Below are 12,248 nucleotides of genomic sequence, written 5' to 3' on the forward strand. Positions count from 1 at the left end.
CAGGGCCGGTGTGGCGGAACGGTAGACGCACCACTCCAGTGGTCCCTCGCAAGAGGGTGCGGGTTCAACTCCCAGCCACCGGCAACTGATTGAGCGCTTTTCGAATTTCCCTCCCAGTGAGGATTACAAAATGAACGACTTGACTAAGTTTACCAACCAGATGGCGAAGCCGGAAACCTTCGATCAGATCCAGATCGGTCTCGCTTCCCCTGAGCGCATCCGCAGCTGGTCTTTCGGCGAGATCAAGAAGCCGGAAACCATCAACTACCGCACGTTCAAGCCCGAGCGTGATGGCCTGTTCTGCGCGCGCATCTTCGGCCCCGTGAAGGACTATGAGTGCCTTTGCGGTAAGTATAAGCGCATGAAGTACAAGGGCGTCGTTTGCGAAAAATGCGGCGTCGAAGTCACCGTGACCAAGGTGCGCCGCGAGCGCATGGGCCATATCGAACTGGCCGCTCCGGTTGCGCATATCTGGTTCCTGAAGTCGCTGCCCTCGCGCATCGGCCTGCTGCTCGACATGCAGTTGAAGCAGCTGGAACGCATCCTCTATTTCGAAGCTTATGTGGTGATCGAGCCGGGCCTGACCCCGCTTGAAAAGTACCAGTTGCTGACCGAAGACGAGCTGCTCGACTATCAGGACGAGTATGGCGAAGACAGCTTCTCGGCCGGTATCGGCGCCGAAGCGGTCAAGCATATGCTGATGAACCTCGACATGGTTCAGGAGCGCGAGGACCTGCTGCAGGAACTGGCGACCACCAAGTCGGAACTGAAGCCCAAGAAGATCATCAAGCGCCTGAAGGTCGTGGAAAGCTTCATCGATTCGGGCAACCGTCCCGAATGGATGATCCTCGATGTGGTGCCGGTTATTCCGCCAGATCTGCGCCCGCTGGTGCCGCTGGACGGTGGCCGTTTCGCCACCTCGGACTTGAACGACCTCTATCGTCGCGTCATCAACCGTAACAACCGTCTGAAGCGCCTCATTGAACTGCGCGCGCCCGACATCATCGTGCGCAACGAAAAGCGCATGTTGCAGGAAGCCGTTGACGCCCTGTTCGACAATGGCCGCCGTGGCCGCGTCATCACCGGTGCCAACAAGCGTCCGCTTAAGTCGCTGTCCGACATGCTCAAGGGCAAGCAGGGCCGCTTCCGTCAGAACCTGCTGGGTAAGCGCGTGGACTATTCGGGCCGTTCGGTCATCGTGACCGGCCCCGAACTGAAGCTGCACCAGTGCGGCCTGCCCAAGAAGATGGCGCTCGAACTGTTCAAGCCCTTCATCTACGCCCGTCTGGACGCCAAGGGTCTTTCCATGACCCTGAAGCAGGCCAAGAAGTGGGTGGAAAAGGAGCGCAAGGAAGTTTGGGACATCCTCGACGAGGTGATCCGCGAACATCCCGTGATGCTCAACCGCGCGCCTACGCTGCACCGTCTGGGCATTCAGGCGTTCGAACCCGTGCTGATCGAGGGTAAGGCGATCCAGCTGCACCCGCTCGTCTGCTCGGCCTTTAACGCCGACTTCGACGGTGACCAGATGGCCGTCCACGTGCCGCTCAGCCTCGAAGCCCAGCTCGAAGCGCGCGTGCTGATGATGTCGACCAACAACATCCTCAGCCCCGCCAACGGCAAGCCGATCATCGTGCCTTCGCAGGACATGGTCTTGGGTATCTATTACCTGTCGATGGATCGCATTGGCGAACCGGGCGAAGGCATGCTGCTGGGCGATATGGCCGAAGTGCATCATGCGCTGGAATCCAAGGCGGTGACGCTGCACTCGAAGATCGTGGCCCGCGTGCCGCAGACCGACGAGAACGGCAAGACCTACCTCAAGCGCTTTGAAACGACGCCGGGCCGCATGCTGATCGGCGAATGCCTGCCCAAGAGCCACAAGGTGCCCTTCGAAATCGTCAACCGTCTTCTGACCAAGAAGGAAATCGGTGACGTGATCGATCAGGTCTATCGTCACACCGGCCAGAAGGACACGGTGCTGTTTGCCGACGCCATCATGGCGCTGGGCTTCCGCAACGCGTTCAAGGCGGGCATTTCCTTCGGCAAGAATGACATGATCATTCCGGATTCGAAGGATGCTCTGGTGGGCGAGACCAAGGAACTGGTGGCTGACTATGAGCAGCAGTATCAGGACGGTCTGATCACGCAGCAGGAAAAGTACAACAAGGTCATCGACGCCTGGAGCCGTTGCGGCGATCAGGTGGCTGCGGCCATGATGGAAGAGCTCAAGGCCTCGCCTGTGGATGCCGAGACCGGCCGTCAAAAGCCGATCAACGCCATCTATATGATGAGCCACTCGGGCGCCCGTGGTAGCCCAACCCAGATGAAGCAGCTGGCCGGTATGCGCGGTCTGATGGCCAAGCCTTCGGGCGAAATCATCGAAACGCCGATCATCTCGAACTTCAAGGAAGGTCTGACCGTTCTTGAATACTTTAACTCGACCCACGGCGCTCGTAAGGGCCTGGCGGATACCGCGTTGAAGACGGCTAACTCGGGTTACCTGACGCGTCGTCTGGTCGACGTTTCGCAGGACTGCGTGGTCATCGTGCAGGATTGCGGCACCGAACGTGCGCTGGAAATGCGCGCGATCGTGCAGGGTGGTTCGACCATCGCCTCGCTGGGCGAGCGTATTCTGGGCCGTACCTTGGCCGAGGATATGGTGCTCAAGGACGGTTCGGTTGTCGCTGCCAAGGGCGAGTTGCTGGACGAAGCGGCTGTGGCCAAGATCGAAGCGGCCGGTATCCAGTCCGCCCGCATCCGTTCGCCGCTGGTTTGCGAAGCCGAGCAGGGCGTTTGCGCCACCTGCTATGGCCGTGACCTTGCCCGCGGTACGCCGGTGAACATCGGTGAAGCGGTTGGCGTTATCGCCGCCCAGTCGATCGGTGAACCCGGCACGCAGCTGACTATGCGTACCTTCCACATCGGTGGCGCCGCGCAGGTGAACGAAACCTCGAACCTCGAAGCGCTCTGCGATGGTCATGTCGAATATCGCGACATCCCCACCATCGTCGACAAGCGCAACCGTCTGCTGAGCCTTGCCCGTAATGGCGAGATCGTGCTGATCGACACCGATGGCCGCGAACGCGCGGTGCACCGTGTGCCCTATGGTACGCATCTGCTGCATAAGACCGGCGCAAGCGTGAAGCAGGGTGAACGTCTGGCTGAATGGGATCCGTTCACCACGCCGATCATCACCGAAAAGTCGGGTATCGTGAAGTATCAGGACTTGATCGACGGCCGCACGCTGACCGAGCAGGTGGACGAAGCAACGGGTATGACCCAGCGCATCATCACCGAAAACCGCTCGACCAGCCGTGGCAAGAAGGAAGACCTGCGTCCTCGCCTGACCCTGCTGGATGAAACCAGCGGCGAAGCGGCGCGCTATATGCTGGCTCCGGGCACCACCCTGTCGGTGGAAGATGGCCAGATGGTGGAATCGGGTGACGTGATCGCCCGTGCATCGCGCGAAGCTGCCAAGACCCGCGACATCACCGGCGGTCTGCCGCGCGTGGCCGAGCTGTTTGAAGCCCGCATCCCCAAGGACAATTCGGTTATCGCCAAGGTTTCCGGCCGTATCGAATTCGTCCGCGACTATAAGGCCAAGCGCAAGATCGCGATTGTGCCGGAGGAAGGGGAACCCGTCGAATATCTCATCCCGAAGTCGAAGGTTATCGACGTTCAGGAAGGCGACTGGGTGAAGAAGGGCGACAACCTGATCTCGGGCTCGCCGAACCCGCATGACATTCTGGAAGTGATGGGTGTTGAGGCTCTGGCCGAATATCTCGTTGCCGAAATTCAGGAAGTCTATCGCTTGCAGGGTGTGAAGATCAACGACAAGCACATCGAGGTGATCGTTCGCCAGATGCTGCAGAAGGTTGAGATCACCAATGGTGGCGACACCACCCTGTTGCCGGGTGAAGAAGTCGATCTGGAAGAAATGAACGAATATAACGCCAAGCTGTCCGAAGGGCAGGTCAAGGCGGAAGGCAAGCCGGTGCTGCTGGGCATCACCAAGGCTTCGCTGCAAACCCGTTCGTTCATCTCGGCGGCCTCGTTCCAGGAAACCACCCGCGTGCTGACGCAGGCGGCGGTTGAAGGGAAGAAGGACAGCCTGATCGGTCTGAAGGAAAACGTCATCGTGGGTCGTTTGATCCCCGCCGGTACCGGCGCGGGTATGAACCGCATCCGCGTGGCCGCCAGCAGCCGTGACGCCGCGCTGCGCGCTTCCTATCGCAAGCTGCAGGAGCATCTGATTGCCCCTACCAGCGCTGCGGAAGAACGCGCTGCTGAACTGGCTCAGGGTGCGGAAGCTGCGGTGTTGACCGATCCTTTGGCGCCGATCGAGGGTGAAACCCACGGGACCGACGCCGATGCCGGTGATTACCTCATCAAGGGTGACGAGGCTGAATAAGCCCCCCGCCTGAGACGGGCCAAGACAGAAACCCCGCCGAGGCGTCACGCTTCGGCGGGGTTTTCTTTTACCCTTAATCGCCGCGTATAGTGCGCAAAAGAAAACGCCCCGCGGATTAGGCGGGGCGTTTGGTAAAGCTCGGAAGGCCTTAAATCAGGCTGCCAGCGAGAAGGGTTCAATCTCGCCGGAGAGATACAGCTTCTTGGCCTTGGCGCGGCTCAGCTTGCCCGAGGAGGTGCGCGGCAGCGTGCGCGGCGGCACCAGTTCCACCACAGCGGGATGGCCCAGAATGCCGCGCACCTTTTCGGCGACGGCATTGCGCAGCTTCAAACGTTCAGCAGGGTCAGACGTGCGGCAATGCACCAGCACGGCGGCGGTTTCCTCGCCTGTCTCGGTCTGCAGGCTGAAAGCGGCAATATCGCCCTGATGGAAGCCGGGCAGCTGTTCCACCGCCCATTCAATATCCTGCGGCCAGTGGTTCTTGCCGTTGATGATGATCATGTCCTTGGCGCGGCCAACGATGAACAGATAGCCTTCGGCATTGACATAGCCCATGTCGCCCGTGTCCAGCCAGCCATCGACCATGCAGGCCTGCGTGGCTTCCTCGTCGCGGTAATAGGAGTGCATGACCGAGGGGCCCTTGCACCATACTTTGCCGATCTGGTGGTCGCCCAGCACAGCGCCCGCGCCATCGCGGATTTCCAGCGCCATATCCAGCACCGGCTTGCCGCAATTGACGATGGCGCGATAGCGGGCAGGGCGCGACAGGTCGCGGGGCTGGCCCGACAGGCGTTCTTCTTCCACCAGTTCGACGCGGATGCCTTCACCCGGCGGCATGATGGTGACGGCCAGAGTCGCCTCGGCCAGACCATAGGAGGGCAGGAAGGCATTGGCCTTGAAACCGGCGGGGGCAAAGGCTTTGACAAAGCCCTGCATCACATCGGGGCGAATCATATCCGCGCCATTGCCCGCCAGACGCCAGCGTGACAGGTCGAAACGCTCGGCCACATTGCTCTGGCTGGAAATGCGGCGGGCGCAAATGTCATAGCCAAAGGTGGGCGAATAGGAGATCGAATTGCCCGGATTGCGGCTGATCATATCCAGCCATGCCAACGGGCGGCGGGCGAAGTCCTCGGTTTTGAGGTAATCGGTCGAAACCTGATTGGCGATGACCGACAGGAAGCAGCCGACCAGACCCATATCGTGATACCAAGGCAGCCAGCTGATGCAGCGGTCATCCTCGCCCACTTCCATGCCCAGCGAATGGCCGCGCAGATTGTTGAGCAGGGCGGCGTGCGTCACCGCCACGCCATGCGGGAAGCGCGTCGAGCCCGAGGAATATTGCAGATAGCAGATGTCATCCGTGCCGGTGGCGGGCAGGGCGCATTCCACCGCGGCTTCGGCGGCCAGCACATCCCAGCCCGAGCCGAGGCAGTTGCCGCCCTTGGCATTATGCGCCGCGGTGGCTGCATCGCCCATATGGGCAATTTCGGGTGGGTAGAAGAACAGGGTCGGGTCGCTGCTGGCCAATTGCACGGCCAGTTGGTCGATATAATTGTCCTTGCCGCCAAAGCTGGTGGGCAAGGGCAGCGGCACCGGCCATGCGCCGGCATAGATCACGCCGCAGAACAGGGCGGCGAAATCGGCGCCGGTTTCGGCCACCAGCGCGATACGGTCACCCTTCTGCACGCCGCGCGCGATCAGGCGAAAGGCAAAGTCCAGCGCGTCAGCGCGCAATTCGCGGAAAGTATAGGCGCGGGCCAGATTGCCGCGCGGATCGTGGAAATTCAGCCCGCGCGTGCCTTGGGCGGCATAGTCCAGCGCCTCGCCAAAAGTGGCGAAATCCGCGAAGCGGCGCGGTAGGGCGCAGGCGTTGGGCGTTGGCACGGGGCCAGCGGCAACGGGGGCTTCAAGCGTGGCGGTCTCGGTCATGGCGTCTTGGACTTTCTAACGGGTCTTGTCGTGATCGGGCTGAGCACAGCCTTCCGGCTCCGCATCACGCGGATAATCGCATTGTCCTTTGGGCCGCGACTGTGGCACGAATATGGCCGATGGATGACAAGAGCCGCCCCGATCGTCGCGAAAAGCGCCCGCCTCGCCCCCTGAATGGGGCAAGGCTGGAGGAAATGGCGCTGGCCTATGTGGCGCGTTTCGCGGTCAGCGAATCCAAGCTGCAATCCTATCTGGCGCGCAAATTTCGTGAACGGGGCTGGGAAGAGGAAGGCGCGGATGTGCCCGCCTTGATCGATGCGCTGGTCGCCCGTTTTGTCAGCGCAGGCTATGTGGATGATGCCAGCTACGCGCGGATGAAAAGCGGCAGCCTGTTGCGGCGCGGCTATGGCCAGCGGCGCATCGGTCAGGCCTTGGGGCAGGACGGGATTGACGAGACGATCCGCGCCGAGGTGACCCCCGACCAAGGCGCGGCGCGGGCGGCGGCTCTGGCCTATGCGCGCAAGAAACGGCTTGGGCCTTATGCGCGGGAAGGGGCTTTGGCCGATCCGGCGATCCGGCAAAAGCAATTGGGGGCCATGTTGCGGGCGGGGCATGATATGGGCGTGGCGCGGGCCATTCTGGATTTTGCGGAGGTGGAAAGCGCAGAGGAATGGGTGGCGCAGGCACAGGATGCCGCGGCCCGAGAAGCGGGGCGGACCGTCTGGGATTGGTAGGGCGCAGGCGTCTTTCGCGCTTTTCCGCTGGCTTACGCGCATCATCGCTTGCCCTTGGCCCCATGCTTGCGCTAGGCGATTGCCCAAATCTCGGGCGCTTTGCCGTGCCCGTAGCGAATCAAGGGAAACGCAAGAGATGATCTTCACCTGGTGGAAAAGCACCACTTTTGGCACATGGCTTGATACCAAGTTCGGTGGCGAGCTGGTTGGAGAGGATCATCAGGGCAATAAATATTATCGCTCCAAGAAGGTGATTCCCGCCGGTGCCAACAGCGCCTTTGCCGGCCGTGAACGCCGCTGGGTGATCTATAACGGCGAAAACGATTCGAGCCGCGTGCCCGCCGAATGGCATGGCTGGCTGCACAATTCCTATGATGCCGTGCCGCAGAGCCATCTGCCCCCGCCGCGCATCTGGGAAGCCGATTACACCCCCAATGCCACTGGCACGGCCAAGGCGCACCGCCCCCACGCGCAGGATCGCCAGAATCCTGCCAAGCGTGCGGGTTATGAAGCCTGGACTCCGGAAGGCTGAACAAAACCATGGCGCAAGCGCGCAAAGCTGGTGCTGCCGCGCTGGCGCTGCCTGTTTTGTTGGGGTCTGTTATGTTGACTTTGGCCGCCTGCAAGGGCGACCAGAGCCAGCCTGACCCCAGCGCTACCGCCACCTCTGTGCCGCAGGGTGTAGCGGCCAGTGGTGCTGTGCCCAATGCGCAGCAGGCGGCCTTGGGCACGCCTTTGGCCGAGCGCGTGGCCGTGATCGGCCTGCTGAACAAGCGCAACAATGAAGCCCATGACTTCGTGCTGAAAGTGGGCGAGGCCAAGCGCTTCGGCAATGTGGTGGTCAAGCTGTCCAGCTGTGAACGCACTGCGCCTTGGGAAACGACTCAGGAAGTGGGCGCCTTCGTTCAGGTGTTTATTGAGGAACGTCTGGGCCTGTCCGACCCTTTGCGTTGGCGGAAAGCCTTTTCAGGCTGGCTGTTCCGCAATTCGCCGGGCCTTAATGTGATGCAGCATCCGGTCTATGATGTCTGGGTCAAGGATTGCGCGATGAAATTCCCCGGCGAGGAAGAAAATCCCGCCGATTTCGCCGCTGCCAAAGCCGCGCCAAAGCCGGTGGCCAGCGAGGCTGCCCCTGCCGAGGAAGCGCCTGCCCCCACTCTGGCCGAAGACACCGAGAACTGAGCCGCGTCGAGCCGCGCCATATAGTCCTTTTGCGTAATCTCTATCGCGCCCAGGGATGCCAAATGGGGCGTGATGAACTGGCAGTCGAGCAATTCGACCCCGCCCATGCGCAAGGCGACCACCAGCCATGCCAGCGCCACTTTTGACGCATTGCTGACGCGGGAAAACATGCTTTCCCCGCAGAATACGCGGTCAAAACCCACGCCATAAAGCCCGCCCACCAATTCATCGCCACGCCAGACCTCGATAGAATGGGCAAGGCCTACCTCATGCAGCGCGCAATAGGAGGCGGCGATGCGGTGGCTGATCCATGTCTGCCCCGATTCGCTGGGGCGCGGGGCGGCGCATTCCTGCACCACGCGGGCAAAGGCGGCGTTGCAGGTGACGGTAAAGCCCCCCTTTCGCAGCGAACGCGCCAGCGAATGCGAGCAGTGGAACCCGTCGAGTGGCAGAATTCCGCGCCTTTTGGGTTCGACCCAGAAAATTTCCGGATCATCGCGCGCATCGGCCATGGGGAACACGCCGCTGCGATAGGCCAGCAGCAGCAGCGAAGGCTCGATCAAAGGCAAATTGGCGCAATCCACAGATAAAATGCTTAGCAGACACGGGGGCTTGGCGAAAAGCGCAGATTGGTCCGCCCATCGGCACTACAGGAATTTTACGCAAATTCTGCGATGAGCGCTTGCCAAGTGGGAAACACCTCCTTAAAGGCCGCCCAACGTGCAGGAGCGTAGCTCAGTTGGTAGAGCATCGGTCTCCAAAACCGAGGGCCGTGGGTTCGAGTCCCTCCGCTCCTGCCAAACTCTTTCCCAACCAACTGAAGCCTTTTACCAAGCCTTGCCAATTACGGCATCGGGCTTAGGGACGTTTGCGTGAATGCAAGCAAACAGGGCTTCTCGATGCAATCCACCTCCGTTCCGACCCTTGCCGATCGCCGCCTGACATGGGCGGCCTTGGCGCTGGCGGTCTTGTCATGCCTGCCGGTGCTGGTGGCGCGCTATCCGCAGATGAGCGATTATCCGGCGCATCTGGCGCGTTATGCGGTGATGCTGGACGGCGGGCGTAGCGCGGATCTGGCGCGTTATTACAGTTTCCAATGGGCATGGACCGGCAATCTGGGCGTGGACATCTTGATCCGCCCCTTTGCCGCGATTTTCGGGCTGGAAGGCGGCGGGCGGGTGATCACCGGCCTGATCCCCGTGTTGACGGGGGCGGGGCTGGTGGCGGTCGATTATGCCCTGCGCCGCCGCGTGACGCTGTCCAGCCTGCTGTCCATGCCCTTTGTCTGGTCGCCGATGATGCTGATCGGCTTGCTCAATTATGCGTTGGGGCAGGCGGGGGCGCTTTGGGCCTTTGCTTTATGGGTGGAAATGGACCGGCGCAAAACGGGTACGCTGACCCGCGCCTTGTGGTTTGTGCCGATTGGCTTGCTGGTCTGGCTGGGGCATATTTCGGCATGGGGCGTGCTGGGCGTGCTGGTGCTGGGCTATGAGCTGGCTATGCGGCGCCATTGGATCGCTTTGCTGGCCCCTTGGCCTTTGCTGGGGCCTGTGGTGGTGATGAAGCTGCTGCCGGGCACCACCAGCGCCTTTTCCTATGGCGCCTATTGGTGGATCTATAAGCAGGCGATCTGGCTGAAAGCCATGCGCGATGTCTACCACGGGCTGGATTACACCTCGCTGATCCTTGTGCTGTTCATCTTCATCGTCGCGCTGCTGATCCGGCGGGTGGATGCCAGGCTGGGTCTGGCCGCGGGCCTGTTGCTGGTGCTGACCATTGCCGTGCCGCGCCATATTTCGGGCGGCGATTATGCCGATTACCGGCTGATCACCACCGGCCTGATGGTCTGTATGCTGGCGGTGGACTGGCGCTTGCCCGCGCATATGCAGAAAGGTGCTCTGGCATTGGCGGCAGGTTTTGAACTGCTGCGCCTGATGGTCACCACGGTGAACTGGCATCAGGATTCCTCGCGGATGGAAGAGATGTTGGTGGCGCTGGACCACATCCCCCAAGGCGCGCGTGTGGCCAGCGCGGTGCTGGTGGAGCGTGAGCATTGGCCACTCAACCATTTCGAACATATTGGCGCCTACGCCGTGGTGCGCCGCCATGCGCTGACCAATGCCAATTTTGCCGTGCCCCATGTGCATATGCTGCAGATGAAACAGGGCGGCCCCAATTTCGACGACCCTTCCCAGCGCCTGCTGCTGACGCATAAGCAGCCGGTGGATCTGGCCAATTTCGCCCCTGCGCATGAGGCCGATTATCTTTGGTATGTGGGCGCGCGCGAACCTGACAGCCTGCCGGCCGGAGCCGTGGTGATCTGGCGCGGGCGCGAGTCGCTGGTGGCGCGATTGGTGCGTTGGAACGCTGCCCCGCCGGAAACGGCAGGAAACTAGGCCCTTTCTACCGCCGCCCTTGCAAAATGGCGCGAACAGGACTAGATCAGCCAGCATCTTCCGACATCGGAGTTCTGCACAGCCCCTCCCGGACCTGATCCGGGGCGGCGCGGAGCCCTAGGCGGAACACAGAGCGCATGCGCGAAGGACGAAACGCAGATGAGTGATCGCAAGCCGGCCAGCCCCGCAGCCCAAGGGAATGCGGATAAAGCTGCCAATGACAAGCCTCGGATCAGCCCCGGCGAGTTTTTCCGTCAGGTGCGTGTCGAGGCGAACAAGGTGGCATGGCCCAGCCGTCAGGAAACGGTGCAGACCGCTATCTTTGTCGGCATTCTGATGACCATTCTGGCGCTTTTCTTCCTTGGCGTGGATTCGCTTTTCGGCTTTGTCGTGCGCAGCCTGCTGTCGCTGGCCTGACGTTTCATACATTTCAAGCATTAGAGGCAGATCATGGCCCGCTGGTATATCATTCACGCCTACTCCGGCTTTGAAAACAAGGTGAAGGAAGCGATCCTGCTGGAGGCTGAACGCCTTGGCCTGTCGCAGCTGGTCGAGCAGGTCGAAGTGCCTGCCGAACAGGTCACCGAAGTCAAGCGCGGCAAGAAGGTTCAGGTCGAACGCAAGACCATGCCCGGCTATGTGCTGGCCAAGCTGACCATGAACGACGATGTGTATCACCTCGTCAAGAACACCGCCAAGGTGACCGGCTTCCTGGGCCATAATGGCAAGCCGCAGGCGATTTCCGAAAAGGATGCTGCGCGCTATTTCGGCCATCGCGAAACCGTGGCCACCACGGTCAAGAAGCATGTGTCGGTCGATTTCGAAATCGGCGATTCGGTTAAGGTGCTGGACGGTCCGTTCAACAGCTTCACCGGCATTGTGGAAGAGCTGGATTTCGACAAGAACCGCGTCAAGGTTTCGGTGTCGATCTTTGGCCGCGCCACGCCGGTCGATCTGGACTTCGAACACGTCGAACTGGCCAAGTAAGCCAGAGCGAAGCGTTTTCAAAAAGGCGCGGGCGGGGGCAACCCTTCCCGCGCCTTTTTGCGTCTGGACGGCGGATCTGCCGCGCCCAAAGAAAAGCGCGGGAGAGTTGCCCCTCCCGCGCATCATGACGTTCAAACAGGTTTAGCGCGCGGCCTTGGCGTCCGCAGCCGTCACCTTGTCCTTATACTTGTTGCCCAGATTGGAGCGGATGTAATTCACCACATCGGCAACCTGCTGGTCGCTCATCATGCGGCCCACGGCGGGCATGCCATGCTTGCCATGCAGCACGATGGACAAAGGATAGAGGCTGGTGGCCAGATTGCTGTTCTTGGCCAGCGCGGGATATTTGCCCGCGCCCTGTGCGCCCTGACCCTGCGGCATGTGGCAACCGGCGCAAACGCGCTTGTAGATCAACTCGCCAGTCGGCTCGCTGAACTTGCCAAGGCTGATAAAGGCGCCGTCGGCATCGCCCTTGCCGCCATCGGTCGGCTTGGCGATCAGGGTGGAAGGCGCGGCATCGGGACGCTGCGCCAGAGCGGGAGAAGCCATGGCAGCCAGCGCCACGGCGGGAACGAGAAGCGAGAGAAGTGTCTTGGTCATGAG

Annotated in this window: 9 protein-coding genes, 2 tRNA genes and 1 pseudogene; 9 read left to right on the top strand and 3 right to left on the bottom strand. The window is 61.3% G+C overall.

Going from position 1 to position 12,248, the window contains the following annotated elements:
- Window positions 1-4 precede the first annotated feature (4 nt).
- Both EOE18_RS12540 and rpoC read left to right on the top strand, forming a co-directional pair.
- Window positions 5-84: transfer RNA gene (locus EOE18_RS12540), tRNA-OTHER, on the top strand.
- A 46-nt stretch (window positions 85-130) separates the two neighbouring features.
- Entirely contained in the window at window positions 131-4,414 is a 4,284-nt protein-coding gene (gene rpoC, locus EOE18_RS12545) for a DNA-directed RNA polymerase subunit beta' (protein ID WP_127710020.1), read from the top strand.
- Between the two features lie 153 nt (window positions 4,415-4,567).
- On the opposite strand, the gene EOE18_RS12550 is transcribed toward rpoC, so the two are convergent.
- The gene (locus EOE18_RS12550) at window positions 4,568-6,346 is read right to left on the bottom strand and encodes a fatty acyl-AMP ligase (RefSeq protein WP_127710022.1); all 1,779 of its coding nucleotides are present in this window, start codon (window positions 6,344-6,346) and stop codon (window positions 4,568-4,570) included.
- A 119-nt stretch (window positions 6,347-6,465) separates the two neighbouring features.
- Here EOE18_RS12550 and EOE18_RS12555 point away from each other — a divergent pair, with 119 nt between their 5' ends.
- The 3 genes and pseudogenes from EOE18_RS12555 to EOE18_RS12565 form a co-directional block, all read left to right on the top strand.
- Window positions 6,466-7,080 (top strand): regulatory protein RecX, encoded by a 615-nt coding sequence (locus EOE18_RS12555; RefSeq protein ID WP_127710024.1) that lies wholly within the window; start codon window positions 6,466-6,468, stop codon window positions 7,078-7,080.
- Between the two features lie 136 nt (window positions 7,081-7,216).
- The gene (locus EOE18_RS12560; RefSeq protein WP_127710026.1) at window positions 7,217-7,612 is read left to right on the top strand and encodes an NADH:ubiquinone oxidoreductase subunit NDUFA12; all 396 of its coding nucleotides are present in this window, start codon (window positions 7,217-7,219) and stop codon (window positions 7,610-7,612) included.
- Between the two features lie 71 nt (window positions 7,613-7,683).
- Window positions 7,684-8,064: pseudogene (locus EOE18_RS12565) on the top strand (DUF2155 domain-containing protein); the annotation flags it as partial.
- A 35-nt stretch (window positions 8,065-8,099) separates the two neighbouring features.
- On the opposite strand, the gene aat reads toward EOE18_RS12565, so the two are convergent.
- On the bottom strand, window positions 8,100-8,846 hold the full coding sequence (aat, locus tag EOE18_RS12570; protein WP_281278045.1) for a leucyl/phenylalanyl-tRNA--protein transferase: 747 nt from the start codon (window positions 8,844-8,846) through the stop codon (window positions 8,100-8,102).
- A 140-nt stretch (window positions 8,847-8,986) separates the two neighbouring features.
- Between aat and EOE18_RS12575 the strand changes: the two genes are divergently transcribed.
- From EOE18_RS12575 to nusG, 4 genes are all read left to right on the top strand, one after another.
- Window positions 8,987-9,062 (top strand) — tRNA-Trp (locus EOE18_RS12575).
- Between the two features lie 99 nt (window positions 9,063-9,161).
- On the top strand, window positions 9,162-10,658 hold the full coding sequence (locus tag EOE18_RS12580) for a hypothetical protein (RefSeq protein ID WP_127710028.1): 1,497 nt from the start codon (window positions 9,162-9,164) through the stop codon (window positions 10,656-10,658).
- Between the two features lie 159 nt (window positions 10,659-10,817).
- Window positions 10,818-11,075: a preprotein translocase subunit SecE gene (gene secE, locus EOE18_RS12585; RefSeq protein WP_127710030.1), complete on the top strand. Its 258-nt coding sequence runs from the start codon at window positions 10,818-10,820 to the stop codon at window positions 11,073-11,075.
- 33 nt (window positions 11,076-11,108) lie between these two features.
- The gene (gene nusG / locus EOE18_RS12590; protein ID WP_127710032.1) at window positions 11,109-11,645 is read left to right on the top strand and encodes a transcription termination/antitermination protein NusG; all 537 of its coding nucleotides are present in this window, start codon (window positions 11,109-11,111) and stop codon (window positions 11,643-11,645) included.
- A 141-nt stretch (window positions 11,646-11,786) separates the two neighbouring features.
- On the opposite strand, the gene EOE18_RS12595 is transcribed toward nusG, so the two are convergent.
- Window positions 11,787-12,245, bottom strand: coding sequence for a c-type cytochrome (locus EOE18_RS12595; RefSeq protein ID WP_181953051.1), 459 nt, complete (start codon window positions 12,243-12,245; stop codon window positions 11,787-11,789).
- Window positions 12,246-12,248: the final 3 nt, after the last annotated feature.

This window comes from Novosphingobium umbonatum, from assembly GCF_004005905.1.
GTDB lineage: Bacteria > Pseudomonadota > Alphaproteobacteria > Sphingomonadales > Sphingomonadaceae > Novosphingobium > Novosphingobium umbonatum.

Excerpts from the sequence above, each read along its gene's own strand:
- rpoC (WP_127710020.1), top strand. The coding sequence starts at position 131 with ATGAACGACTTGACTAAGTTTACCAACCAGATGGCGAAGCCGGAAACC.
- EOE18_RS12550 (WP_127710022.1), bottom strand. The coding sequence starts at position 6,346 with ATGACCGAGACCGCCACGCTTGAAGCCCCCGTTGCCGCTGGCCCCGTG.
- EOE18_RS12555 (WP_127710024.1), top strand. The coding sequence starts at position 6,466 with ATGGATGACAAGAGCCGCCCCGATCGTCGCGAAAAGCGCCCGCCTCGC.
- EOE18_RS12560 (WP_127710026.1), top strand. The coding sequence starts at position 7,217 with ATGATCTTCACCTGGTGGAAAAGCACCACTTTTGGCACATGGCTTGAT.
- EOE18_RS12580 (WP_127710028.1), top strand. The coding sequence starts at position 9,162 with ATGCAATCCACCTCCGTTCCGACCCTTGCCGATCGCCGCCTGACATGG.
- secE (WP_127710030.1), top strand. The coding sequence starts at position 10,818 with ATGAGTGATCGCAAGCCGGCCAGCCCCGCAGCCCAAGGGAATGCGGAT.
- nusG (WP_127710032.1), top strand. The coding sequence starts at position 11,109 with ATGGCCCGCTGGTATATCATTCACGCCTACTCCGGCTTTGAAAACAAG.
- EOE18_RS12595 (WP_181953051.1), bottom strand. The coding sequence starts at position 12,245 with ATGACCAAGACACTTCTCTCGCTTCTCGTTCCCGCCGTGGCGCTGGCT.